The organism is Streptomyces sp. NPDC088350, assembly GCF_044753545.1.
In the GTDB taxonomy this organism is placed as follows: Bacteria; Actinomycetota; Actinomycetes; order Streptomycetales; family Streptomycetaceae; genus Streptomyces.
Map to the genome: position 1 here is coordinate 15,394 of NZ_JBIVNL010000011.1, position 24,968 is coordinate 40,361.

Genomic DNA, 24,968 nt, shown 5'->3' on the forward strand with positions numbered 1-24,968 from the left:
CCCTTGTGGTTACCGATGGGTGCTACCCGTTCGTATGTACCCGATCCGCCGCGAAGCGGCCACCCTTCGCGCAGCCGTTCAGCCGATGTCGACGGAGTACGCCTTCGTGTCAAGGCGCCCCGAGCCCTTGAAGACCTCGGTGCCGGACTCGATGCCGGAGACGTACTTGTCGTTGCTGAGCAGCTTGCGGCGGACCAGTGCCTGCGTGAAGTCGTCGATGTCGAGCGTGGCCTTGGTGGTGTTGGCCCGGCGGACGAAGGAGTACACGTTCCAGCCGATGTTGCCCTGGTAGATGTCCCACATGGCGCCGTCGAGGCTGACGCTGCCGTACTTGGTGCCGAGCGGGCCCGCGCCGCCCTGCCGGTTGAGCCAGATCATGATCTCGTCGGTGGGCTGGTCCGCCCAGTCGGCGGTGTTCTTGGAGTGCAGCCACAGGTCGTAGGCGACGTCGAGCGTGCCGGGGTTGCCGCTGAGCGCGAAGTCCCAGGTCGTCCTCACGGGCTTGCGGTCGCCGACCCGGACCGGCAGTCCGGTGGTCGCCTTGTCGACCTTCCAGCCCCAGTGCCAGCCGAGGACGGTACTGGCGAACGTCTTCACGTCCGCGTCCGTGCCCTTGCCGCTGTTGGCCCAGCTGAAGGACGTGCCCCACGAAATGGTCGACCCCGACTGGGAGTTGTCCCACACACACTGGCTGCCAGTGGCCTTGTCCCGGCCCCACTGGTTGTTGTTGACGTAGTACTTGCCGAGCGTGACCGTGTCGTCGGCCGTGCACTTCTTGCCCGACTCACCCGCCTGGGCGACGGTGACACCGGCGACGGCCGTAAGGGCGACCGCGGCGGCGGCGAGCACCTTCGCCTTCTTCGAGAGGCGGGGTCTGCGGTGTTGCATCGGGGGTCCTTCCGGGGGACGGTTCGTCTACGGCCCGTCAGCGGCCGTTACGACCTCTCAGTGGTCGCCGACCCGCCCCGAGGTTGCCTTCCTGTGCGGAGAATGTCGTTCTGTTCGATGTCCGGAGAAAGTGTCGAAGCGCTTCGACAACCTATGGACACCCACACCGCCTGAAGCTAATGTCGAACCACCCTCACTCGCCCTTGTCAGCAACGCGCACTGTCGAAGCGCTTCACAAAGCTTGGAGAGCTGGATGGTCACCCTCGCCGAGGTCGCCCAGCACGCCGGAGTCTCGGCGAGCACGGTGAGCTATGTCCTCAGCGGCAAGCGGTCCATCTCCGGAGCCACCCGGCAGCGGGTCGAGCAGAGCATCCGCGAGCTGGGCTACCACCCGAACGCGGGGGCCCGCGCCCTCGCCAGCAGCAAGTCGAACATCATCGCGCTGATGGTGCCGCTGCGCACGGACATGTACGTGCCGGTGATGATGGAGATCGCCATCGCCGTGGCGACCACCGCCCGCCTGCACGGCTACGACGTGCTGCTGCTCACCGGCGAGGAGGGTCCCGACGCGGTCCGCCGGGTCACCGGCAGCGGACTCGCCGACGCGATGATCCTGATGGACGTCGAACTCGCCGACGAGCGGCTGCCGTTGCTGCGCGGCACCGACCAGCCGTCCGTGCTGATCGGCCTCCCCGCCGACACCACCGGACTGACCTGCGTCGACCTGGACTTCGGGGCGACCGGCGCGCTGTGCGTCGAACACCTCGCCAAGCTCGGTCACCACGACATCGCTGTCATCGGCGAGGCACCCGCGGTCTACGAACGGCACACCGGTTTCGCCGAACGCACCCTCGACGGACTCCGGTCCAGGGCGAGGGAGTTGGGCCTGCGGGTGCTGCACAGGCCGTGCGAGGGCGGGTACGACGCGATGACGACGACCCTGGCCCGGATCTTCGACGAGCGCCCCGGCACCACGGGCTTCGTCGTGCAGAACGAGTCGGCGGTCGAGCCGCTGCTCGCCCTGCTGCGCCAGCAGGGCCGGGCCGTGCCGGAGGACGTGTCGGTGGTCGCGGTCTGCCCCGACCAGGTCGCCACCCAGGCCTCGGTGCGACTGACGTCCGTCGCCATCCCCGCGCAGGAGATGGGCCGTTACGCCGTGGAGCACCTGGTGGCCAAGCTGGACGGGCGCGGCAGCGACGAAGTCGTGCTGATCTCTCCCGAGTTGACGGTGCGGGCGAGTACGGGACCGGCACCGTCGGCTTCTTGACCAGCCACGCTCCCCGTGTTTGTGCGGTTACCCCCTTCTGACGTCCTCCAGGAGCGCTCCTCGTGAATCAGCCTGCCGTAATCCAGTCCGAGGTCAGTCTCGCGCAGTCCTCCCCCACCGTCGGAACGTTCCGCGAGCGGGACGGCGCCCTGGAGTGGAGCGGGCGTCAGGAGACATTGCGGATCGAGCCGTGGGGGCCCGACGCGGTCCGGGTCAGGGCCCGGCTCGGCGGTCCGCTGCTCGACGGGCTGCCCGGCGCACTCCTGGACGAGGCACCGCCCACCGGGGCGACGGTCAAGATCGAGGACGGTCAAGGGACCCTGACCGTGGGCGCGTTGACCGTCCACGTCGACGCCGAGGGCCTGGTCCGCTTCCTGCGCACCGACGACTCCGCCGAACTCCTCGCGGAGGCCCGCGCCCACTTCTGGTGGCCCGGCTCGCGCCTCTACACGGCGGTCGGCAACGGCCATCACCGCCTGGAGCAGCGGTTCGCCGCGTACGAGGACGAGAAGCTGTACGGCCTCGGCCAGCACCAGCACGGGCGGTTGGACCAGAAGGGGCTGGTCCTCGACCTGGTCCAGCGCAACGCCGAGGTGGGCATCCCGGTGCTCGTCTCCAGCCGCGGCTACACCCTGCTGTGGAACAACCCGGCGATCGGCCGCGTGGAGCTGGCCGGCAACGGCACGCGCTGGGTGGCCGATTCGGCCCGGCAGATCGACTACTGGATCACCGCGGGCGACCCGGCCGACGGCCAGCGCCGCTACAGCGCGGTGACGGGCCGTACGCCGATGCTGCCGAAGTGGGCGGCGGGCTTCTGGCAGTGCAAGCTGCGCTACCGCACGCAGGCCGAACTCCTCGCCGTGGCACGGGAGTACAAGCGCCGGGAGCTGCCCCTCTCGGCGATCGTCTGCGACTTCTTCCACTGGACGCACCTGGGCGACTGGAAGTTCGACCCGGCCGAGTGGCCCGACCCGGCGGCGATGGTCGCCGAACTCGCCGACATGGGCGTGAAGTTGGTGGTGAGCGTCTGGCCGTCGGTGTCGCCCCTCAGCGAGAACCACTCGGTACTGGAACAACGCGGATACCTCATCGGCACCCAGTACGGGCCGATGGCCCACGCCGACTGGCCGGACAAGGGGGTCGCCTCGACCGTCCAGGTCGCCTTCTACGACGCCACGAACCCCGAGGCCCGCGCGTTCCTGTGGTCGAGGATCCGCGACAACTACCTTGTGCCGTACGGCATCACGGCCTTCTGGCTGGACGCCTGCGAGCCCGAGCTGAAGCCGGGCTTCCAGGAGAACCTGCGCTACTGGGCGGGACCGGGCCTGGAGGTCGGCAACCTCTACCCGGCCGAGAACTCCCGTACGTTCTATGAGGGGTTGCGGGCCTCGGGCTCGGGCGACGACGAGATCATCACCCTCAACCGCTCGGCGTGGGCGGGCAGTCAGCGCTACGGCGCCGCGCTCTGGTCGGGTGACATCGGCACCGACTTCCCGACCCTGCGCCGCCAGATCGCCGCGGGTCTCAACACCGCACTGTCCGGCATCCCTTGGTGGAACACGGACATCGGCGGCTTCCACGGCGGCGACCCGGACGACCCGGCGTACCAGGAGGTCATGGTCCGCTGGTTCCAGTTCGGCGCGCTGTCCCCGCTGATGCGTCTGCACGGCTTCCGCGACCCGGGCATGCCGCTGGGACCCGACATGACCGGCGGCCCCAACGAGGTCTGGTCGTACGGCGATCGGGCCCTGCCGATCCTGGAGAAGTACCTGCGGCTGCGCGAGCGCCTGAAGCCGTATGTCCTCGATGTGATGCGGGCCGCGCACGAGGAGGGGCTGCCGGTGATGCGGCCGCTGTTCCTGGAGTTCCCCGACGACCCGGCGTCCTGGTCGGTCGACGACGCGTACCTCTTCGGCCCGGACCTGCTGGTCGCGCCGGTGCTGACGGCGGGCGCCACGGTCCGTACGGCGTATCTCCCTGCGGGCGCGTGGTGGACGGACGCGTGGACGGGCGAGCCGTACGAGGGCGGTACGGCCGTGACGGTCGACGCCCCGCTGGACCGCATCCCGCTGTTCCTGCGGGACGGGGCGGCGTTGCCTGTGGCGGAGTAGCGGTGCGGGGAGGGGAGTTCGGCGACGAGAGCGGCCTCCCCTCCCTGCCGTGACGCTTCCTTTGCGCGGAACTGTGGCCTCCGTCACAGCCGTGCCGATCTTGTTCTGCTGAACTCCTCCGATGGTGTTACGCAAGCTGGCCACCGCTGCGGGCCTCGCCGCGTTCGCCCTCTATCTCTGGGGTCTGCTCCTTGTCGTCGGCGCGGTGCTGCAGGCGGAGGACGGTGGCACCGACTCGTCACCCCTGCGGCCCTGCCGCACGAACGGCTGGCAGTACGACAAGAAGGTCCTGAGCGTCACGGACTACTCGGTCGACTTCGTCCCGCTCCGGTTCGTCTGCGAGACGTCGGGCGGCGGCAGCTACGTCGCCGACACGGTCCCCGGTTACCTCAACCCAGCGGTGGGCGGCCTCACCCTGGCCGCCCTCGGCTGCTGGGTCGCCGGACTCGTCATGGCGGAGCCGCCCGGCCCTCGCGGAGTACGAGGACCGGGCGGCTGAGCGACCTACCGAACTGCCGGGTGGGTCAACTACTGGTGACGCTCTCGCTGTTGGTGGTGAAGTCCAGGCCGCCGGAGGAGGACGTGATCTCGAAGCCGAACTGGAGGTCTCCGATGGTCACGTTGCCGAACCAGCCCTTGGTGTCCTTGATCCACTTGAGGATCGGCAGGATGTCGACCGTCCCGGACGTCGAGTTGGAGCTGCGCACGAACGAGAACACGTCGTTGCTGCCGTTGTTGCCCTTGTAGACGGTCCAGGTGGAACCGCCCAGCGTCAGACTGCCCTGCGAGGTGCCGAGCGGGCCGACCGCTCCGGTCTTGTTGACCCAGAGCATGATCTCGTAGGCGTAGTTGGTGTCCCAGATGTCGTACGACGTGTTGTACGCGCCGGACGACGGCACCGTGACGTTGTAGCTGCTCTTGAGCGAACCGAGCGAGGTGATCGACTTGTTGATCACCTTCTTGGCGTTGGGGTAGGACTTGATGCCGCCGGTGTTGGGGTGGTTGGCGTTGACGCCCCAGTTGGTACCGGAGTTGGCCCAGATGCACTGGCTGCCGGCGCCGGAGCCCCAGATGTCGTTGTAGAGCGTGTAGCCGTTCAGGGTCGTGGTGCCCCACTGGTCGCAGGAGCTCCAGACGGCGGCGGAGGCGGGGGCCGAGGCGAGGCCGACGGTGGCACCGAGCGCGAGGGCGGGGGCGAGAACGGCCGTAAGAGCGCGGCCCAGCTTGCGTGTTGCCATGGTGTCCCTTCCATGGGTGGGGGCAGAGTGCGAGTGGCTACCGCGCCCCCAGGGTGAGGACGCGGTCTTCTCCGGCGACGAGGTCGAGCGGCTCCGCGCCGGAGGAAGTCCGGAGTTCGACGCGGTGGGTACGGGAGGGCCGGACGACCGCCGTGGCGGAGTGGGGTGTCCAGCTCAGGTCGACCTCCGCCCCGAACCTCGTGCGTACGCCGGTGAGTTGACCGTGCGGATACGCCGCCGGCAGCGCGGGCAGCAGGACCAGCCGGTCCGGGGTCGACTGCACGAGCGCCTCGACGAGTACGCCGGGCAGGGTGTGCGCGGCGTCCGCGTTGTAGACGTCACGGTTCGGGTAGTGCGCGCTCATGAGGGAGGCGTGGAAGAAGTCACCGTCCAGCACCTGCCCGAGGGTGTGCGCGACCCGCTCGGCGTCCCGGAGGCGCGCGGCGACGAGCGCGTGGTGGAGGTACCCGTGCGCGGAATCGTTCTCGGCGCCGCGGAGTTGGAGCGCCCGGTGCGCGGCTGCGGCGAGCTGCGGGGTGTCGTACGGGTTGATCTCGTCGAGCGGCCAGACACCGTAGAGGTGACTGAGGTGCCGGTGGTCGTAGGCGTCGTCCAGCCCCGGCCGCGCCCATTCGGCGAGGGCGCCGTCGGCGTTGACACGGTGCGGCGGAAGCCGTTCGGCGAGGGCACTCCAGCGAAGGGCTTCCGGAGTGTCCGGGTGATAACTGGCGGCCGTTTCGAGGGCGTGCCGGGCGGCGGAGAGGTCCATCGCCGCGTTGATCGCACCCCAACTGGCGTTCGCGGGCCGGTTCTCGGGCGAGTAGGAGGGCACGACGACGAGTTGACCGTGCGCGTCGGTCCGACTGAGGAAGTCCTCGTAGAACAGGGCGACTTCGGCGAGTGCGGCGGCGGTGCGCGGATCGCGTGCGCCACGGGTCTCGTCGTGATCGACGAGCGGCTTGAGCAGCCAGTCCGCCCCCGCGGTCCACAGGTGCAGCGGGTACTCACGGCTGAAGTGGTACGACAGCCCGGACTCCCCGTCGGTGTGCGCGGGCGCGACGACACCCCGGGCACCGAAGACGGCACGGGCGTTCTCCCGCCAGTCGTCGAACTGACGGTGGATCAAGGAGGCGAGGGCGTCGGTGACTTCGGGGAGGGCGGCGCTCGCGGCGGAGGCGGTCTGGAGGTTGAGGTTCGCGTCGTTGGTGAACGCCCCTGACCAGGCCGTGTTCCAGTCGCCGGTCCACAGCCCCGTGAGGCGGGGCGGGAGCAGCCCGCTGGCGGAGAGGAGGTGATACCGGCCGGCGGCGAAGAGCCGCTCCAGCAGGGCGGGGCTGCGGGTCCGCTTCAGCAACTCGCTTCCGGGCAGGGCCCGTTCGGCGTCATCGGCATGGAGATCGAGGGTGACGCGGTCGTAGGCCGTGCGGTGGAGGGGAAGGTGCCGGTCGAGGAGAGCGTCGTACGACTGCCGCTCGTCGATCAGTTCTCGCAGGGCGCGTGTTTCCGCCACGACGTCCAGCTCGCCGGTGTGGCGTCGGACGCGGGTGAGGAGGAGGACCTCGGTGGCCCCGGTGAGATGAACTCCGTGCGGTGCGAGTCGGGTCGCTCCGCCGGTGACCACGACCAGGGTCACACCGGTGTACGCGCGCTCGCTGTCGGGGTAGCGGACGCGGAGCGTGAGCAGGGCGCCGTCGGAGGTCAGGAGGGTGCCCTGGCCGACACTCAACCCCTCAGGTGCTCCCGGGAGTTGATGGTCCTGCGCGAGGTCGAGGGTGAGGTCGGGGGCCGTGACGTGCTGGACGATCACATCGTCCGCCCGGGAGACGAAGACCCGGCTGCGCCAGCCGTCGCAGCGGGCGCCGACCTCGCCGGTGGTGAAGTCGACGGACCGGCGGTAGTCGCGTGCTGCGCCGGGCGGCCTGCGCAGCCGGATCTGGAAGGCCGGGTGGAAGGGCTGCACCCACTGGAGCGGGCGGCCGTCCGTGAAGTCCTCGGCGGCGGCGAGATCACCGGCGAGCAACCGGTCCTGGAGGGAAGGGAGTTCCGCGGCCAGTTGCGGGGACCGGGCGTGCTCTGCGCCGTTCGGGCGGACGAGGGTGTGGTGGGTGACGATGACGCGGTCGTCGTGCGGATCGCCGAAGACGAGCGTGCCGTGGTGACCGTTGCCGCTGAGGAAGGCGTCCTCCCAGCGGGGGGCGGGGAGGGGTTCCCAGGTGGTGTGGGCGGGGTGGCCGGTCATGGTCGCAGCACCGCCGCTCCGTACCGGCCGAGGGTGACCTCGTCCTCGGCGGTCTCGTCGGTGAGCAAGTCGTGGTGGGCGCCCGGTAGTTCGACCGTGACCGGATCGCGGCCGTGGTTGAGGAGGAACAGCAACTCCCCGCGCCGTACGGCCTCGACGCCCGGCGGGAGTGCGGCGAGCACCGGACGGGCGCCCGCGTCGGTGGCGATGCGGGCGAGCAGGGCGCGCAGCGCGTGGGGTTCCGGGAGCGTAGAGACGTACCAGGAACGGCCCTTGCGCAGGACGGCGGGGAGGCCGTCCAACTCGCCGCCCTTGTAAGGGATCGTCTCGTCGACGGCACCGGCCTCGGGCTCGATCTCCTCGGACCAGAGTGTGCCACGGAAGCCCTCGCACTCGGCGGTCTCCCCCGCGTCCAGGGGCCACCACTCGTGCAGGGTGCGGATGCCGAACAGGGCGCGGAGGCGGGCGTCCATGCCGCCGGGCCGTACGCGGTCGTCCTCGTCGGCGATGCCGGTGAGGAAGCCGGAGACGAGGGTGCCGCCGGCGCGGACGTACGCGAGGAGGTTGTCGATGGCCGTGTCCGTGAGGAGGTAGAGCTGGGGGACGACCACCAACTTGTAGGCGGAGAGGTCGTGTTCGGGGTGGGCGAAGTCGGTGGTGAGGTGGGACTCCCAGAGGGCGCGGTGCCAGGCGCGGACGATCCCGGGGTGATCGACCTCGGTGGAAAGCCGGCCGTCCTGCGCGCCGGCCCACCACGCGTGCCAGTCGTGCAGGATCGCGATGTCCGAGGTAATGTGACCATCCGTCACTTCACCGCCTATGCAGGCGAGTTCGGCGCCCAGCTGCTTGACCTCCTGGAACGTGCGTCCTCGCTCCCCCGCGTGGCTGAGCATCCCGGAGTGGAACTTCTCGGCGCCCTGCCGGGACTGGCGCCACTGGAAGTAGCAGACGGCGTCGGCGCCGCGGGCCACGGCCTGGAGGGACCAGAGGCGGTTGAGGCCGCGGGGCTTGGGGTGGTTCACACCGCGCCAGTTGACGGGTCCGGCCGCCTGCTCCATGAGCATCCAGGGGCCGTGCGCCTGCGAGCGGGTCAAGTCCTGTACCAGGGCGGCACTTTGGGCGCCCAGCGGGTCACGCGGATCGGGGTAGAGGTCGACCGAGACGACGTCCTCCTCCTCGGACCAGCGCCAGCCGTCCTGGCCCACCCACAACGGCATGAAGTTGGTGGTGACCGGGAGGTGCGGGGTGTGCCGGCGGACGATGTCCCGTTCGGCGGTGTAGCACTCCAGGAGCATGTCGGAGGTGAAGCGCCGGAAGTCGAGCACGTGGGTGGGGTTGTTGAGGTAGTGGGCGTGGCGCGGGGGCAGGATGCCGTCCCAGGTGTCGTAGCCCTGGCTCCAGAATGCCGTGCCCCAGGCCGAGTTGAGGGCATCCAGCGCGCCGTATCGCGCGCGCAGCCAGCCGCGGAAGGCGACGGCGGCCTCGTCGCCGTAGTCGAAGGTGCAGTACTCGTTGTTGATGTGCCACATCGTGAGGGCGGGGTGGCCGGCGTAACGGGCGGCCAGGTCCTCGGTGATGGCGGCGGCGTGGCGGCGGTAGACGGCGCTGGAGTGGGAGAAGTGCTGCCGTCCGCCCCACCATTCGATCCGGCCGTCCGCGTCGCGGGGCAGCGTCTCCGGGTGGAGCCGGCCGAGCCACGGGGGCGGCGAGGAGGTGGGCGTGGCGAGGACGACCCCGATCCCACTGCCGTGCATCAGATCCATCAGCCGGTCCAGCCAGCCGAACTCCCTTGCCCCCGGCTCGGGTTCGAGTGTGGCCCAGGAGAAGACGCCGAGGGTGACGGAGTTGACGCCGGCGTCCTTCATCAGCCGGACGTCCTCGTGCCAGGTCTCCTCGGGCCACTGCTCGGGGTTGTAGTCACCGCCGAAGAGGATGCGGCCACGGGTGGCGTCGCTGAGGTGAGGCATCAGATCCGCTCCCCGTACTGGATGCCGCGCCCGTTGGTGGCGAGGTACACGCGGCCGTACACGCGCGGGTCACCGGTGATGGACTGACCGGTCCAACCCCACTGGTGCTGGTCGTCGTTGATCCGCGTCCAGGTCTTCGCCTCGTCGTCGGAGCGGTAGACGGCGGTGATGGTCTCGGTCGAACCGACCTGATAGATCGCGGGGTAGTCGGCGCCGGGGGCGGGTCTGCCGAAGCCGAGGGTGTAGGAGGCCCAGCAGCTGGCGACCTTGGCGAAGCTCACTCCCCCGTCTACGGACCGGTACAACCCATTCCATTTGACGCTCAGCCACAGGTCACCGGACCTGCCGGGCGCGGCGACCAGCTGGAACTGACTGTCTCCGGCGGGCAGCCCACTCGCACGCGCAGTGAACGAGAGGCCGCTGTCAGTGCTGGCGTATAGCGTTCCTGTGTCGGTGTCGTATGCGTAGAAGAGCGTCGGGTCGGCCGGGTCGGCGACCGGCGTGGCGCCCTTCGGGAAGGAGGAGATCTCGGACCAGGTCGCGCCGTTGTCCGCCGAGCGGTGAGCCGCGTACTTCGTGCCGTCCCAGTGCACGAAGGACCACAGCAGCGTACCGCCGTCGGCGCTGGTGGCGATCGGCCCCGGTGCGTCGTGGGCGAGGGAGGGCTGGGCAGCGAAGGGCGCCCAGGTCCGGCCGCCGTCGCCCGAGTACGCGCCGTTGCCGTTGTCGCCCCAGCCCGTGCGGACGACGTAGGTCGGCCTGTCCGCGGCCTGCGCGATGCCCGTCGCCGACCCGAACACGGGGTTCGTCGCCATGCCGCGCGACGGAGACGCCGTGAGCCGCTCGTGGTACATCACGCCGATGTCCCGCGAGGCGCTGATCAGGTGCGCCTCCCCGACCGGGGGCGAGATCAGCTGGATCACGGACGTCTCCTCCAGGCCACGTGTCCGCGGCGCCCAGTGGGTGAGGTCACGGGTGCCGTAGAGGGTGGCGCCGGTGCCGTAGACGACGTGCTGCGAGTCGTACGGGTCGACGGCCACGGCCTGGATCCACCAGCCGAACTTCGGCTGGTCCGCACCCCACTTGAGGAAAGGAGTCTCGGACACGTCGAAGACAGCAACGTCCTTGAGGGACGTCCAGGTACGGCCGCCGTCGGTGGTCCGGTACAGGGTGTCGACGGCCGCCCAGCGGTTGTTGGTGGAGACGACGACGGTCCCGGCGCGACAGGCGTCGACGGCGACCCCGCCGTAGCCGAAGGTGTCGCTGCCGCCGGGTTGGACGGGGGTGGCGTCCGTCCAACGATCGCTGGCGGGTGCCAACTTGTGCACACTGCCGGTGGACTGGCCGTTGGGCCCGGGGGCGTCGGCGTAGGTCACGTACAACTCGCGGCTGCGGGCGTCGTACGCGGCCCGGATCGGGACCTTGGCGGAGGTTCCGGTGGGCTGCCCGGGGACGGCCGTCCAGGCGGTGCCGTCAGTGCTGCGGTAGAGGTTGACGGCGGTCGCGCTCCCGTCGCCGTCACCCCACCCGGCGTAGACGGCACGGCCGACGGCGACGAGGAAGGTGACGCCCTGGCCGCTCGGGCCGGCGGTCGCCGGGAAGCCGGTTACCGCTGCCCAAGTGGCGCCCCGGTCGGTCGACTTGAGCAGTCCGTCGTGCCGGGTGCCGAGCCACAGGGTGTCACTGTCACGCGGATCGACGAGCAGCCGCTCGCCGGCACCGCGCCCGTCCTCGTTGCCGCCGAGCTTCACGGTGAGGTCGGTGCGGGTCCAGGTGGCGCCACGGTCCTCGGAGCGCAGGATCGCGCCGTTGCCCGCCCAGGACTGGGCGTACGTACCGACGGCGAGGTACAGCCGGTCCGGATGCGCGGGGTCGACGGCGAGGGCCTCCACCCCGAGGAGATTCCAGTCGTCCCAGCCGAGTTGGTCGGTGAGGGGAATCCAGCGGGCGGTTCGCTCGTCCCAGCGGTAGGCACCGCCGATGTCGGTACGGGCGTAGGCGAGACCCCGGACGGAGGGGTGGAAGAGGACACCGGTGACGAATCCGGTACCGCCGATGGCGGCGTTGCGCCAGCGGTAGGAGGGGGTGACTGTGGTGGCTTCCGCCGCCTGCGCCCTCGTTGTGAGGAGCGGCACGCTGCTGAGCGCGGCGACGGCTGCGGTGCCCGCGAGAACGGCACGCCGGGTCATTTCGGACGCGCGCATGACACACCTCGTTCTACAGAGAAACGGTCAGGGGAGTTTCCTAAGGGGCGCGGGGCTGTATCAATGTGCGGCTCCGCCGCGTGGGCGCGACCAGCCACAACGCACCCGCAGCCAACCGACAAGCTCAGCCCTTGACGGCGCCCGTCAACATCCCCTTCTTGAAATGCCGCTGCACAAACGGCGAAAGCACAGCCACCGGCAGCAACGCCATCACCATGACCGCCATCTGCACGGCCAACCCCGACAACTCCCCCGTCTTGATCGCCTGCCCGAGCCCCACCGGAGCCTCCTGCTTCTGCACCAACTGGATCATGACGTTCTGCAACGGCATCATGTCCTGGTCGTTCAGATACAGAGACGCGTTGAACCAGGCACTCCAGTACCCCACGGCGTAGAACAGCGTGATGACAGCCAGCACCGCACGCGACAACGGCATGACAATCACCCACAGAATCCGGAAGTCACCGGCGCCGTCGATCCGCGCGCTGTCGGTGAGTTCCTGCGAGATGCCCATGAAGAACCCGCGCAGCACAAGGATGTTGAAGACGCTGAGCGCACTCGGCAGGATCAACGCGAGATAGCTGTCGGTCAGGCCGAGCGACTGAACCAGCAGATACGTGGGGATGAGCCCGGCGCTGAAGAACATCGTCGCCAGCATCATCATCAGGATCCACCGGTGCCCGACCGACCCGATACGCGAGAGGCCGTAGGCGCACAGCACGGAGACCGTCATCGAGAACGCCGTGCCGACGACGGTGATGAGGACACTGATGACCGCCGCGCGGGTGACCTGGCCGCCGCTGAGGAGTTCCTTGTAGGCGATGAGGGTGATGCCCTTGGGGACCATGACCAGACCGCCGGCCTCGTCGATGGTCTTGCGTGAGGAGAGGCTGGTGACGAGGACGATCCAGAGCGGGAAGAGGATGCCGAGGCAGGCGAGGGTGAGGACGAGGCCCTTGCCCGCGAGACCGGCCCTGCTGGGTTCCTCCTCCCAGGTCGGGCGGGGCGGCGCGGCCCAACGGCCGGGCTGCCGTGGGGACTTGACTGGCTTGACGGGTTTGTCGACGACGGCGGTCATTTCTTGTACACCCCCTGCTCGCCCATGAGGTGGGCCACTTTGTTCGCGGCGAGGACCAGGCCGAGGCTGATCACGCCCTTGACGAGTCCGGCGGCGGCCGCGTAGCCGAAGTCCTGGTTGCGGACGCCGTTCCACCAGACGAAGGTGTCGAGGACCTCCGCCGCTCCCGGTCCCACGGCGTCGCGTTGGAGCAGGATCTGTTCGAAGCCGACGGTCAGGGCGTCACCGACGCGCAGCACCAGCAGCAGTGCGATCACCGGTCGCAGCGCGGGCAGGGTGACGTGCCACATGCGGCGCCAGCGTCCGGCGCCGTCCATCGCGGCGGCCTCGTACAGATCGGGGCTGACCGAGGACAGCGCGGCGAGGAAGACGATGATCCCCCAGCCGGCGTCCTTCCACACGCTCTGCGCGGTGATCAGGAACTTGAACGTGTGCGGGTCGGTCATGATGTCGAGGCCGTCGTAGCCGTGTTGCCGCAGGAGCTGCGAGAACAGGCCCGCCCCGCCGAGGAGTTGCTGGAAGACGGCGATGACCAGCACCCAGGAGAAGAAGTGCGGGAGGTAGAGGATGGCCTGGGACAGGGCCCGGACCCGGGGCCTGACCACGCTGTTGATGAGCAGCGCGAGCAGGATGGGGATCGGGAAGAACAGGACCAGTTGGAGCGAGAACAGGACGAGCGTGTTCTGTACGGCGCTCCAGAACGCCGAGTCCGCGAAGATCTGCTGGAAGTTCTCCAGGCCGACCCAGGGGCTGTGCAGCATCGAGACGATGCCGTTGTCGCTGACGTAGGGGTCGTAGTCCTCGAAGGCGACGATGTTGCCGAGGATCGGCAGGTAGTTGAAGACCAGGATGAGCAGGACGGCCGGCAGGGTCATCAGGAGCAGGACGCGGTCGCGTCTGAACCTGAGCCGCAGGCTCACCTTCCCGCCGGGACGTTTCCGCCGGGTGCCGGTGGCTGTGCCGGACGCCACCGGGGTCCTGTCCGTCGTGTCGGCCTCGGTCCTGCTCCGAGGCACCGTGCTGTGGGACACGGCCGTTCTCCTCGCCTCGGTACCCGGTCAGCTCGTCGCGGTGCCGTTGTCGTCGAGCAACTTCTGGTACCAGGCGCGGAGTTGGTCGCCGCCCTTGCTCTTCCAGTCCGATACGGCCTGCTGCATGTCGCTGATCTTCTTCCGGCCGCGGGTGATGTCGTCCTCCAACTGCTCGAAGTCGTTGGAGAGGTTGGTGTAGCGGCTCGGCTCGGTGATCTGCTGGCCGTAGAAGCTCGACTTCTTTGTGAAGGCGCCCATCCGCTGCTGCCACTCCACCTGCGCCTTGGCGACCTCGGGGAAGTCGGGGTGGGCGATCGTCGCGGCGGGGCTGGCGACCATGACGTAGGCGTTGATGACCTCGTTGTTGCCCTGGTCGGTCTTGGTGGGCACACCGTTCTTGACGGTGTAATGGGTGCCCTCCACACCGTAGTTGGTGAGCATGTACTCCTTGGTGCCGTACGGCGCGGCGGTGACGTTGGCGACGGCCAGCGCGTCACGGACGACGGACTCGGAGGCCTTCTTGCTGATGAAGGCGAAGATGCCGGCCGGTTCGCCGGCCCAGAGGGTCGGGGCGCCGCCGTCGTGGCCGAAGATGTCCATGCCCCAGATCTTGTAGTCCGGGTTCTGGGTGGCCTGTTCGGCGGTGCGGCTCCACCACTGCGAGATGTCCTGGGCGTAGATGAGGAACTCGCCCGCCGCGAACTTGGGGCCCGGGTCGGTGGCCGCGCTCTTGCCCAACTTGGCGTCGGGGTGCACATATCCGGCGGCGAACAGCTTGCGGGTCCACTCCAGCGCCTCCAGGTACTCCTGGGTCTCGATGCGGTTGACCAGCTTGCCGTCGACGAGGTTCCAGCCGAGCGACTTCTCGCTGCCGGAGAGCACTCCCCAGGCGTTGAACGCGGTCCACTTCATGTCCAGGCAGGCCCAGCGCTTGGCCCTGGCGTTGGTGATCTCCTTGGCCAGGGCCATGAACTCGTCGGCGGAGGTGGGGACTTGGTACCCCTCCTTGTCGAAGATGTCCTTGCGGTAGAGCGGCACGATGTTGGGGACGTACGAGGACGGCATCGGCAGTCCGCGCAGCTTGCCGCCGAAGACGCAGCGCTGCCAGGCGTCGGACGGGATCGCCGCGAGGTTCGGGTAGTCCTTGACCTTGTCGCCGGCCAGGTAGGGGCCGAGGTCGGCGAACTTGCCGATGATGGCGCTGGGTATCTTGCCGCCCATGTTCCAGCCGGGGACGACCACGACGTCCGGGATGTCGCTGGAGGCGAGGACCGCGCCGAGCTTCTGGTCGTAGGTGTTGCCGTCCTGGTTCTGCCAGGTCACGTCGACGCCGATGAGGGCGTTCATCGCCTTGTAGTAGGCGTTGTCGCTCTTCGGCGGGGAGCCCCAGAACGGCGACATGACGGAGACCTTGCCGCCCTTGCCGAGCTTCTTCGGGACCGAGGTCTTCAGCGTGGCGAGGTCCAGCTTGCTGGAGAAGCCGATCGCGGAGCCGTTCTTGGAGGGGAGATCCGGGGTCACCACGTTGCCGGCCACGAACGCCGGCAGCAGCTTCTTGACGCCCTTGCCCGCCGAACTGCCCCCGCCCGAACCGCTGTCCGAGGCGCCGCAGGCGGAGAGCAGCGGGACACCTCCCGCCACCGCTGCGGCGACGACCGCCGTGGAGGCGAGGAAGCTTCTCCGGCTGGGAGCGGAGGCGGCGGAGGCGTTCGGCGTCATTGCGTCAACCCTTCATGGCGCACCAGGACACCCGGCGGTGGAGCCGTCGGCTGCGGTGTCTTGAGTGGAACAGAGCACTTAGTCGAAGCGCTTCGATGTTGCTGCGAGGTTAAGTGAACACCCAGGGGTGCACAAGGGTCGCTCCCAAGATTCCTCCGAGGTGTAGGGGATGACCTGTTCGTATGCGCTGCTTGAAATAACGGTGAAGGTCTCTTGACACCCGCCGCTCATCGAATCAGCATCGAAGCGCTTCGAAAGCGCCGCGCCGCTCCATCGCAAGGGGACCCCCACGTGACCGCACAAACGCCGCCCACGCCGCCTTTCCGCGACCCGCAGCTGCCGTTCGCGAAGCGCATCGACGATCTGCTGGCGCGACTCACCCTCGACGAGAAGGTCGGGTTCCTGCACCAGTACGCGCCCGCCGTGGAGCGCCTGGGCGTCGCCGCGTTCCGCACCGGCCAGGAGGCCCTGCACGGCGTGGCGTGGATGGGCCCGGCGACGGTCTTCCCGCAGGCGGTGGGCCTGGGCGCGACCTGGAACGAGGAGCTCGTACGACGGGTCGGCGAGGCGGTGTCCAAGGAGGCCCGCGCGATGCGCGCCCGGGACGACCGCGTCGGCCTCAACGTCTGGTCCCCCACGGTGAATCTGCTGCGCCACCCGCTGTGGGGCCGTAACGAGGAGGGCTACTCGGAGGACCCGAAGCTGACCTCGGCGATCGCCACGGCGTACACCCGCGGGCTGCGCGGCGACCATCCGACGTACTGGCGCACCGCGCCCGTCCTCAAGCACTGGCTGGCGCACAACAACGAGACGGGCCGCGACGTCTCGTCGTCCTCCGTCCGCCCGCGCGTGCTGCACGAGTACGACCTGCGCGCCTTCCGCGAGACGGTCGAGGCGGGCGCGGTGGCCGGGGTGATGCCTGCCTACAACCTGGTCAACGGGCGCCCCAACCACGTCTCGCCGTATCTGCGCGAGCACCTGCGCACCTGGACCGACGAGGATCTGCTGGTCTGCTCGGACGCGGGCGCGCCCTCCAACCTGGTCGACTCCGAGCACTACTTCGACACCCACGAGGAGGCGACGGCGGCCTCGCTGCTGGCCGGTGTGGACAGCTTCACCGATCACGGCACGGACAGCTCGACGATCGTGGCGCGGATCCAAGGCGCCCTGGAGCAGGGCCTGTTGACGGAGGCGGACATCGACGCGGCGGTCCGCCGTCAGCTCTCGGTCCGGTTCCGGCTCGGTGAGTTCGACCCGGCGCACGACCCGCACGCCGGCATCGAGGACTTCGACACCCCGGCGCACCGGGCGCTCGCCCAAGAAGCCGCCGAACAGGCGGTCGTCCTCCTCAAGAACGACGACGACCTGCTGCCCCTCGCCCACGACACCCGGCTCGCCGTCGTCGGTCTGCTCGCCGACGAGTGCAAACTCGACTGGTACAGCGGCACGTTGATCCACCGCTCCACTCCGCTGGAGGGCCTGTACGAGCGGTTCGGCGCCGAGCGCGTCGAGTTCGCGGAGGGCGTGGACCGGGTCAGGCTGCGGACCTCCCAAGGCACCTTCCTGCACGTCCCGTTGACGGAGGTGGCCGACGAAGTGCGCGGCGCGGAGGGCGCGTTGGACCCAGCTCTCCTCGCGGGCCGCACCGACCTCCCGCCGCTCACCACCGACTCCACCGGCACCGAACTCGCGCTCGTCGACTGGGGCGAGGGTGTCCTCACGCTCCGCGCCCCGGACGGCCGTTACCTCTCGGTCGCCGAGGACGGTTACGTCCGCGCCTCCGCCGACCAGCCCGGAGGCTGGGTCGTCCAGGAGACATTCCGCCTGGAACCCCACGGGAACGGCCACCTCCTGCTGCACATCGGTACGGGTCGGCACGTCTCTGTCGCCGCCGACGGCGTGAAGGTTGCCGAAGAGGGCGCGGAAACCTTCGAGTTGGTGGTCGTCGAGCGCGGCGAGGACGCGGTGACCCGGGTCGCGGTCGCGGCGGACGTGGTGCTCGTCGTCGCGGGCAACGACCCGCACATCAACGGCCGCGAGACCGAGGACCGTACGACGCTGCGCCTCCCCGCCCACCAGGAACGCCTGCTGCGCGCGGCCCGCGCCGCGAACCCCAGGACGGCGCTGGCGCTGGCCTCCGCGTACCCGTACACGGTCGACCCCGCCGCCCTCCCCGCGATCCTGTGGTCCGCCCACGGCGGCCAGGCGGCGGGCACGGCCCTGGCCCGCGTCCTCGCCGGCGACGTCTCCCCCGCCGGCCGCCTCCCCCAGACCTGGTACGCCGACGACACCGACCTGCCCGGCCTCCTCGACTACGACGTGATCGGCGGCCGTCAGACCTACCTCTACTTCGAGGGCGCCCCGCTGTTCCCGTTCGGCCACGGTCTGTCGTACGCGTCCTTCTCCTACGGCGACCTGACCGCTCGGGCCGAACTCGGCGCGGTGCACGTGCGGTTCACGGTCACCAACACGGGCGACGTGACGGCCGACGAGGTCGCGCAGCTGTACACGCGCGCCGCCGACCCGTCGGTCCCGCGCCCGCGCCGCGAGCTGACCGCCCACCGCCGCGTGACCCTCGCCCCGGGCGAGCAGGCGGAACTCTCCTTCGAACTCCCGCTGTCCGCCTTCGAGTTCTGGGATGTGGCGCGGGGCGGCCCGCGTCTGGAACCCGGCCGGTACGACCTCCTCGTCGGCGCCTCCAGCGAGGACATCCGCCTGCGGACGGCGGTGGCGCTCGACGGCGAGCCCGCCGCACCCCGTGCCGTCCTCCAACACGGCCTGGACGCGGCCGACTTCGACGAGCAGTCGGGCGGCGAGATCGTCGACCGGACAAAGGCGGCGGGCGGCGCGGTGACGCCGGTGCGGGGCGGTACGGCGGAACTGGTCTACCGGCACTGCGACTTCGGCGCCGGTGTCACGGAGGTGACCGTGGAGGTGGCGGGCGAGGGGGTCGTGGAACTGTCCCTGGACGGCGGCCCGGCACTCGCCGAACTCGCCCTGCCCGCACCCGCGTCGGGCCCGTACGACTACACCACGCTCGGCGCCGGGATCGTCGCCGAGGGCGTGCACGACGTGCGCATCGGACTGCGCGGCCCGCTGCGGCTCGCGCACGTCGGCTTCTCCGGCTGAGGGTCCGGAAGCAGGCCGACGGAAAGGAGGGGCCCGGCACCGGAAGGCATCGGTGCCGGGCCCCTCCGGAGAGCCTATATGAAAATGGTTACCGTTTACTAGAGTCGGTTCACTAGAGCGCGAGCCCGGTCAGCACCAGCACCCGCTCGTAGGTGTAGTCGTCCATCGCGAACTTCACGCCCTCGCGGCCGAAACCGGACTGCTTGGCGCCGCCGTACGGCATCTGGTCGGCGCGGTAGGACGGGACGTCGCCGATCACGACTCCGCCGACCTCAAGGGCGCGGTGGGCGCGGAAGGCGACCTGCACGTCGTGGGTGAACACCCCTGCCTGGAGGCCGTACTTGGAGTCGTTGGCGGCGGCGAAGGCGGCGGCCTCACCGTCCACCTTCGTCACGGTCAGGACCGGTCCGAAGACCTCCTCGCAGGAGATCGTCGTGTCGGCCGGTACGTCCGTCAGCACGGTCGGCGCGTACGAGGCGCCGTCCCGCTTGCCGCCGGTGAGGAGGGTGGCGCCCGCCTCGACGGCCTCCTGGACCCACGACTCGACGCGCTGCGCGGCGGCCTCGCTGACCAGTGGCCCGACGTCGGTCTCGGCGTCGGACGGGTCACCGGTGACCTGGGCCTCGACGGCGGCGACGATGCGCGGGAGGAGGCGGTCGTAGACGGCCGCGTCCACGATGACCCGCTGCACGGAGATGCAGGACTGGCCGCCCTGGTAGTTCGAGAAGGTGGCGATGCGGGTCGCGGCCCAGTCGAGGTCGGCGTCGGAGGAGTAGTCCCCGAGGACCACGGCCGCGCCGTTGCCGCCCAGCTCCAGGGTGCAGTGCTTGCGCGGCACCGAGTCCATGATCGCGTAGCCGACCTTCTCCGAACCGGTGAAGGAGATCACCGGCAGCCGCTCGTCCTGGACGAGGGCGGGCATGTGGTCGTTGGCGACCGGGAGGATGCTCCAGGACCCGGCGGGCAGCTCGGTCTCGGCGAGCAGGTCGCCGATGACCAGGCCGGAGAGCGGAGTGGCCGGGGCCGGCTTGAGGATGATCGGCACGCCGGCCGCGATCGCGGGGGCGATCTTGTGGGCGCACAGGTTCAGCGGGAAGTTGAAGGGCGCGATGCCGAGGACAACGCCCTTCGGGAAGCGCCGGGTGAGGGCGAGCCGGCCCTGGCCGCCGGCGTCGGTGTCGAGGCGCTGGGCCTCGCCGCCGTTGAACCGCCGGGCCTCCTCCGCGGCGAACCGGAACACGGACACCGCCCGGCCGACCTCGCCGCGCGCCCACTTGATCGGCTTGCCGTTCTCGGCGGAGATGAGCTGCGCGATCTCCTCGGTGCGCTCGACGAGACGCCTGCTGACGTGGTCGAGGGCGGCGGCGCGGACATGGGCGGGGGTCGCGGCGAACTCGTCCCGTACGGCGTACGCGGCGGCCACCGCCTCCTCGACCTGGGCGTCGGTCGGCACGGTGACCTTGCCGACGAGTCGTCCGTCCCACGGGGAGGTGACGTCGAAGGTGTCCTCGCCGGTGGCCTGGCGGCCGGCGAGCCAGAAGGCGTGGGTGGAAGTCATGTCCGGCCCTTCCGCGTTGGGGGTGGTCTTGGGGCTTCTCGGTCCACCGTAGGGGCGGGAGGACTGCGGTGCGTTTAGCCGAGTCGTAGTGGTACCGGACGGGAACACTACAGTTCGGCAGGGCCCGCCACTCCGCGACGGCCATCAGTCCACAGCGACCACTGCACCGCGGCGGCCATCACTCCGCCGCGGCCGTCGCCTTGAGCGCCAGCCACAACTCCATCCGTACGTCCGGATCGTCCAGCGACCGCCCGAGGATCTCCTCGACCCGCCGCATCCGGTACCGCAGCGTGTGCCGGTGCACCCCGAGGTCCGCCGCCGCCGCGTCCCACTGGCCGTGCCGGGACAGCCACGCCCGCAGCGAAGCGACCAGATCGCCCCGCCCGGTCGCGTCGTGCTCGGAGAGCGGTCGTAGCAACCCGTCCGCGAAGGCCCGCACCGCGTCGTCGGCGAGCAGCGGCAGCACGGAACCGGCGGCCAGTTGCTCGTGCTCGACGAGCACCCGCCCGCGTCGCCGGGCCACGGACAGCGCCTGCTCGGCCTGCTTGTAGGCGGTCGCCGCGGCGATGGGTCCCGCCGGTGCCGAGAGCCCCACGACCAGGTCGTCGTTCTCGCCCTGCTCCCGCCCGTCCGAAGAGGCGCGCCCGGCCTCCCGTACCGCCGCGTACTCCCCGCACGCCTCGACCGCAGCGCCCCCGTCCACGGCCAGCACCACCAGCCGTTCCGGCCCTTCCGGTACGACGAGCACGGCCTCCCCCGACCTCGCCGCCGCCGACTCCACGACCTCGGCGAGCCCGCCCAGCGGGTCGCGGTCCGCCGCGGCGGACTCCCCCACGACCACCCGGAACGGCGCGTCGAGGAGCCCGCCGTAGAGTTCCCCGGCGACCGCCCGCGCGTGATCCGGGTGCCCGGCGAGCAGCAGTCGCAGCACCGCCGCCCCGATCCGCTGCTCGGCGGCCTGGAGCGACCGGGAGCGTTCCGTGGTGAGGGTCAGGAGCGCGATCGCGGAGTGTACGGCGTACCGCTCGGCCGTCCCCAGCGCGGACTCGGTCCCCACGGCGAGCGCGGCGCGCGGGCGGCGTCCGGTGCCCAGGGTGTGCAGTTCGACGCGGTCCTCGTTGTCCGGCCCGCCCACCACGGACGAGGCGGGCGCGGGCCGGTCCCGCAACCGCTCCACGTCCGCCGTGAGCCGGGCGGCGCGGCGGCCGGCCCACTCCGGTGCGGTGGCGACGACGGCGCCGGACGCGTCGTAGAGCGCGGCCCATCCGTCGACCTGCGCGGCGAGCGCGCCGAGGAGCCCCTCCGGGCCCTCGGTGAGGGCCTGCTTGGTGAGCTCGCGCTGCGCGGCGAAGCCGGCGGTCACGGCCCGGTACTGGTCGGCGGCGATCGCGGCGGAGACGGCCTTGCTGATCGCGAGGAAGGGGGTCCGGCGGGGCACTTCGAGCAGCGGCAGCCCTTCTTCCCTGGCCGTGTCGACCAGCGCTTTCGGAATCTCGTCGTAGTTGACCCCGACGGCGAACCCGAGCCCGACGACCCCGGCCCCCACCAGCCGCTTCACGTACCGCCGCATGGCCTTGGGATCCTCCGCGTCCAGCTTCAACGCGGTGATCAGCAACAGCTCCCCGCCCTCCATGTACGGCACCGGGTCCGCCAGCTCACTGACATGCGCCCAGCGGACGGGCACGTCCAGACGGTCCTCGCCGGCGCGCACGGTGAGCTTGAGCGCGGAGTGGTGGACGAGGGAGGCGAGCGTGGGGGGCATGGGGCCTTCAGATCGGAGGACATCGAGCACATCGGAAGACATCGGAAGACATCGAAGGACATCGAGCACGGGCGATCATGGCGATCTTTTGGCCGTCGCGTATGAACGGCCTGTGCCGATTCTGCCTCACCGTACGGTCGGGCCGTACCTGTTTGTCCGGTTCAGGGGGCTGGTTCGCGCAGGTCCACGAGTGACGGGGGCGCGTGCTCTCCCTTCACGCTGGTCAGGGAAAGCACGGCGTGGCCGGCCGGCACTCCGTGCGCCAGCTCGGACGCGGACCAGCGTTCCCGTTCCACCTGGCGGACGGTCACGGCCTCCGTGGTCACGGCCTTGCCGGTGATCAGCTTGCGGAGGGCATGGATGGCGCGGGTCATGGGCTGATCGGCGAAGACGGTGTGCTTGGCGACGTCCCTGGTCTCCACCCACTCGGTACCCCACGCGTGTGCGAAGCGGCTGCCGTCCCAGGTGGTGACGCCTGCCAGCGCCATTCGGCAGCCGACGGCGCCGTACAGCGGGCCGTGCAGGGCCTCGGGCACGTCACCGACTGTTCGCAGGGCAAGGACGACACCCGCGTCCTCGGACCGCAGCCGCTGGATCCGGCGCAGCGACTCGGTGGTCACCGTGCCGGTGGCGTCATCGAGGACGAGACACGCGAAGTGCCCACGCTCACGGCCGCGCACCACCGCGGCGAACTGCGCGAGGACCAGCCGGGTGAGCAGCCGGGCCGCCTCATCGTGCCCATGCTCGGGCAGGTCGATACGGACACGCAGCGGATGGTGGGCGACGGCACGCAGCGAGAACGGCCGTACGGTCCCGCCCCCCGCTCCGAAGAACTCGGCGAACACCGGACGATCGAGCAGGGCGAGCCGGTCGGCGAGGGCCTGGCCGGGGTCGTTGCCACCGCCGGCATGGCGCATGCGGGAGTCGAGTTCACGGCGCATCACGCCGTGTTGGTCGTCAGTGAGTGCCGCGCTCAGCTCCGCCAGCGCCCTCGGCTCGCTCTCGAGGAGTTCGCGCAGCACAGGCAGTGTGGGGAACCTGCCGTACACGGCCCGGTAGGGCCCGAGGAGCTGGGCCAGGGCGCCGGCGGCACGCTGGGTGTCCACGGTGTCGAGGTCGCCGACAAGAGCCTCCGCGAGCAGGGCGGCGGCTTCGTCGGGGTCAACGGCCTCGGCGTACGGGTCCAGGTCATGGACGGACGCCGGGTCCCCCACACGGACGATCACGTCGAACCCGTCGTCCGGGCCGAGAGGCGCACCGGTCGCGGACACCACGACAACGGCACACCGGCCGGTGAGAGCCTGCAGGGTGAGATTCTCGACCACCGGCCGCACCACGTGCCGCGTCTTTCCCGAACCCGAAGGTCCGACGACGAGCAGCGAAGTCCCCAGCGTGTCCGGGCCGAGCGCGGTGCCGGCGCCACGATAGGCGAGCGGGATGCGCTCACCCGCCACCCAGGTCCCGATCCGCACCTGCCCGGCGAGCAGGTCGTGCCGCGCGACGCGGCCGGGGAGGTCACGGGAGCCGGAGGGGTGGATCCAGGCGCCGCCCGCGGCCCGCAGCACGGTCTGGGTGAAGGAGGCGAGGTCACCGGTCCGCCGAGCCCGCCGCCAGGCGTGCTCGACGCGCGCGCAGTCCACGTCGTTCATCCGCCCCGCCAGTACCTCGGCGGTGAGGATGTCCGCGGCCTCGAACTGCCCCGCTTCCCGCAGCTCGGGCCAGTGCGCCCGTGACCCGACGGCCGGCGCCTGCTCGGCGACAGCCGTCTGAGCCGCGGTGCCGGGCGCGGCGTACCGCTCCCGGACGAGTGGCAGCCAGCCGCCGATACGGGCGAACGGCCAGACGACGAGCACGCCGATGACCACGTAGAGCAGGTTGCCCATCAGCGGTGTGGAGATGAATTCGTAGCCGCCCGGGAGAAGGGCGATGAGGTGGTACACGGGACGGGCTACCGGAAGCGCGTTCCAGCCGACGGCGGGGAAGATTCTCGGGACCACGACCAGGTTCAGGGCGATCACGGCGCCCAGCAGGGCGAGCAGCGCCCGCGTCGGCTGCGGGCGGCGGGTGACGAGGTGCCTGATGATGTCCGGCCAGCTCCCCAAGCGCCCCATGCCATAGGCCAGGATGCCGAAAAATACGCCGTCGGCGACAATCACGGCCTCGACACCCTTGCCCTTGGGCGTGGTGGTGCCGGCCCACCACCAGTCGCCGGGGGTGAGCACCCTCAGCAGCGCCCATTGGTAAGGGATGCTGCCGTGCCGCCACAGCGACCACAGCAGCATGCCCACGACGAGTGGAACGACGACGCCGACGATGGTGATCGGTGACAGCCGCTCCGGGTTCTGTTCCGGCTTGGGCTTGCGGTACCCGAGCCGCCAGATACCGGGTCCTGCGGCAGGCCGGGGCTCGTTGAGCCAGTCGGCCACGGCGGGGCCGACCGCGCCCGGTGCGTGCGTCGGCCTCGGCGGTACGGCACCCTTCCCGGGCACATCCGCCGGCCCCGCCGGACGCGGCACAGGGTTCGCATGCGTGCCCCGCGCGTCCCGCGTCCCGTCGCTGTCCATCGTCCTCGCCCCTTGACCAGCCGTTCCGTACACCGTCAGCGAGTCAATCTAACGCGCCCACAAGGGGAGTTCACCGCTTACACGGCCTGACAGCCGCACTCCCCCGAACGGGCCGCCATGTCCACCACGGACAAGCCGCCCCGCCGACACCGCCCACATGGAGCATGCCCACCCCCCGCCCCCCGCCCTAGCCTGCGAGAAAAGAAGGAAAAG

The 24,968-nt window shown here is 70.3% G+C and carries 15 protein-coding genes; 4 read left to right on the forward strand and 11 right to left on the reverse strand.

Annotation, left to right across the window (positions count from 1 at the left end; translation table 11 throughout):
* Positions 1–78 precede the first annotated feature (78 nt).
* The gene (locus ACIQBL_RS34285) at positions 79–888 is read right to left on the reverse strand and encodes an endo-1,4-beta-glucanase (protein ID WP_401948869.1); all 810 of its coding nucleotides are present in this window, start codon (positions 886–888) and stop codon (positions 79–81) included.
* Between the two features lie 253 nt (positions 889–1,141).
* On the opposite strand from ACIQBL_RS34285, the gene ACIQBL_RS34290 reads away from it, so the two are divergent.
* From ACIQBL_RS34290 to ACIQBL_RS34300, 3 genes are all read left to right on the forward strand, one after another.
* Complete coding sequence (locus tag ACIQBL_RS34290) at positions 1,142–2,155, forward strand: LacI family DNA-binding transcriptional regulator (protein ID WP_401948871.1); 1,014 nt, start codon at positions 1,142–1,144, stop codon at positions 2,153–2,155.
* Between the two features lie 62 nt (positions 2,156–2,217).
* Positions 2,218–4,266 carry a TIM-barrel domain-containing protein gene (locus ACIQBL_RS34295; RefSeq protein WP_401948874.1) on the forward strand — a complete coding sequence of 683 codons (2,049 nt, stop codon included), beginning with the start codon at positions 2,218–2,220 and terminating at the stop codon, positions 4,264–4,266.
* A 121-nt stretch (positions 4,267–4,387) separates the two neighbouring features.
* The gene (locus ACIQBL_RS34300) at positions 4,388–4,765 is read left to right on the forward strand and encodes a hypothetical protein (protein ID WP_401948877.1); all 378 of its coding nucleotides are present in this window, start codon (positions 4,388–4,390) and stop codon (positions 4,763–4,765) included.
* Positions 4,766–4,790: 25 nt separating this feature from the next.
* Here the strand turns inward: ACIQBL_RS34300 and ACIQBL_RS34305 are convergent, their stop codons facing one another.
* The 7 genes from ACIQBL_RS34305 to ACIQBL_RS34335 all read right to left on the reverse strand — a co-directional run bounded on the left by ACIQBL_RS34305 (position 4,791) and on the right by ACIQBL_RS34335 (position 15,742).
* The gene (locus ACIQBL_RS34305) at positions 4,791–5,504 is read right to left on the reverse strand and encodes a hypothetical protein (RefSeq protein ID WP_401948880.1); all 714 of its coding nucleotides are present in this window, start codon (positions 5,502–5,504) and stop codon (positions 4,791–4,793) included.
* Positions 5,505–5,541: 37 nt separating this feature from the next.
* Entirely contained in the window at positions 5,542–7,743 is a 2,202-nt protein-coding gene (locus ACIQBL_RS34310; RefSeq protein WP_401948883.1) for a glycosyl hydrolase family 95 catalytic domain-containing protein, read from the reverse strand.
* On the reverse strand, positions 7,740–9,710 hold the full coding sequence (locus ACIQBL_RS34315; RefSeq protein ID WP_401948886.1) for a beta-galactosidase: 1,971 nt from the start codon (positions 9,708–9,710) through the stop codon (positions 7,740–7,742). The genes ACIQBL_RS34310 and ACIQBL_RS34315 overlap by 4 nt, the downstream gene beginning before the upstream one ends.
* Positions 9,710–11,914 (reverse strand): 1,4-beta-glucanase, encoded by a 2,205-nt coding sequence (locus ACIQBL_RS34320; protein WP_401948889.1) that lies wholly within the window; start codon positions 11,912–11,914, stop codon positions 9,710–9,712. The genes ACIQBL_RS34315 and ACIQBL_RS34320 overlap by 1 nt, the downstream gene beginning before the upstream one ends.
* A gap of 124 nt (positions 11,915–12,038) precedes the next feature.
* Entirely contained in the window at positions 12,039–12,992 is a 954-nt protein-coding gene (locus ACIQBL_RS34325) for a carbohydrate ABC transporter permease (protein ID WP_401948892.1), read from the reverse strand.
* Positions 12,989–14,023, reverse strand: coding sequence for an ABC transporter permease (locus tag ACIQBL_RS34330; RefSeq protein WP_401948894.1), 1,035 nt, complete (start codon positions 14,021–14,023; stop codon positions 12,989–12,991). Before ACIQBL_RS34330 ends, ACIQBL_RS34325 begins: the two co-directional genes overlap by 4 nt.
* 27 nt (positions 14,024–14,050) lie before the next feature.
* Positions 14,051–15,742: an extracellular solute-binding protein gene (locus ACIQBL_RS34335; RefSeq protein WP_401948897.1), complete on the reverse strand. Its 1,692-nt coding sequence runs from the start codon at positions 15,740–15,742 to the stop codon at positions 14,051–14,053.
* Positions 15,743–16,033: 291 nt separating this feature from the next.
* Between ACIQBL_RS34335 and ACIQBL_RS34340 the strand changes: the two genes are divergently transcribed.
* Positions 16,034–18,871, forward strand: a complete 2,838-nt coding sequence (locus ACIQBL_RS34340) for a glycoside hydrolase family 3 C-terminal domain-containing protein (protein WP_401948899.1) — start codon at positions 16,034–16,036, stop codon at positions 18,869–18,871.
* Positions 18,872–18,983: 112 nt separating this feature from the next.
* Here ACIQBL_RS34340 and ACIQBL_RS34345 read toward each other — a convergent pair whose 3' ends face one another.
* The 3 genes from ACIQBL_RS34345 to ACIQBL_RS34355 form a co-directional block, all read right to left on the reverse strand.
* Positions 18,984–20,429: an aldehyde dehydrogenase family protein gene (locus ACIQBL_RS34345; protein WP_401948902.1), complete on the reverse strand. Its 1,446-nt coding sequence runs from the start codon at positions 20,427–20,429 to the stop codon at positions 18,984–18,986.
* Between the two features lie 178 nt (positions 20,430–20,607).
* Positions 20,608–22,191, reverse strand: coding sequence for a PucR family transcriptional regulator (locus ACIQBL_RS34350; protein ID WP_401948904.1), 1,584 nt, complete (start codon positions 22,189–22,191; stop codon positions 20,608–20,610).
* 161 nt (positions 22,192–22,352) lie between these two features.
* Positions 22,353–24,755: an ATP/GTP-binding protein gene (locus tag ACIQBL_RS34355; RefSeq protein WP_401948907.1), complete on the reverse strand. Its 2,403-nt coding sequence runs from the start codon at positions 24,753–24,755 to the stop codon at positions 22,353–22,355.
* Positions 24,756–24,968: the final 213 nt, after the last annotated feature.

Excerpts from the sequence above, each read along its gene's own strand:
- ACIQBL_RS34285 (WP_401948869.1), bottom strand. The coding sequence starts at position 888 with ATGCAACACCGCAGACCCCGCCTCTCGAAGAAGGCGAAGGTGCTCGCC.
- ACIQBL_RS34290 (WP_401948871.1), top strand. The coding sequence starts at position 1,142 with ATGGTCACCCTCGCCGAGGTCGCCCAGCACGCCGGAGTCTCGGCGAGC.
- ACIQBL_RS34300 (WP_401948877.1), top strand. The coding sequence starts at position 4,388 with ATGGTGTTACGCAAGCTGGCCACCGCTGCGGGCCTCGCCGCGTTCGCC.
- ACIQBL_RS34305 (WP_401948880.1), bottom strand. The coding sequence starts at position 5,504 with ATGGCAACACGCAAGCTGGGCCGCGCTCTTACGGCCGTTCTCGCCCCC.
- ACIQBL_RS34310 (WP_401948883.1), bottom strand. The coding sequence starts at position 7,743 with ATGACCGGCCACCCCGCCCACACCACCTGGGAACCCCTCCCCGCCCCC.
- ACIQBL_RS34315 (WP_401948886.1), bottom strand. The coding sequence starts at position 9,710 with ATGCCTCACCTCAGCGACGCCACCCGTGGCCGCATCCTCTTCGGCGGT.
- ACIQBL_RS34320 (WP_401948889.1), bottom strand. The coding sequence starts at position 11,914 with ATGCGCGCGTCCGAAATGACCCGGCGTGCCGTTCTCGCGGGCACCGCA.
- ACIQBL_RS34325 (WP_401948892.1), bottom strand. The coding sequence starts at position 12,992 with ATGACCGCCGTCGTCGACAAACCCGTCAAGCCAGTCAAGTCCCCACGG.
- ACIQBL_RS34335 (WP_401948897.1), bottom strand. The coding sequence starts at position 15,742 with ATGACGCCGAACGCCTCCGCCGCCTCCGCTCCCAGCCGGAGAAGCTTC.
- ACIQBL_RS34345 (WP_401948902.1), bottom strand. The coding sequence starts at position 20,429 with ATGACTTCCACCCACGCCTTCTGGCTCGCCGGCCGCCAGGCCACCGGC.
- ACIQBL_RS34350 (WP_401948904.1), bottom strand. The coding sequence starts at position 22,191 with ATGCCCCCCACGCTCGCCTCCCTCGTCCACCACTCCGCGCTCAAGCTC.
- ACIQBL_RS34355 (WP_401948907.1), bottom strand. The coding sequence starts at position 24,755 with ATGGACAGCGACGGGACGCGGGACGCGCGGGGCACGCATGCGAACCCT.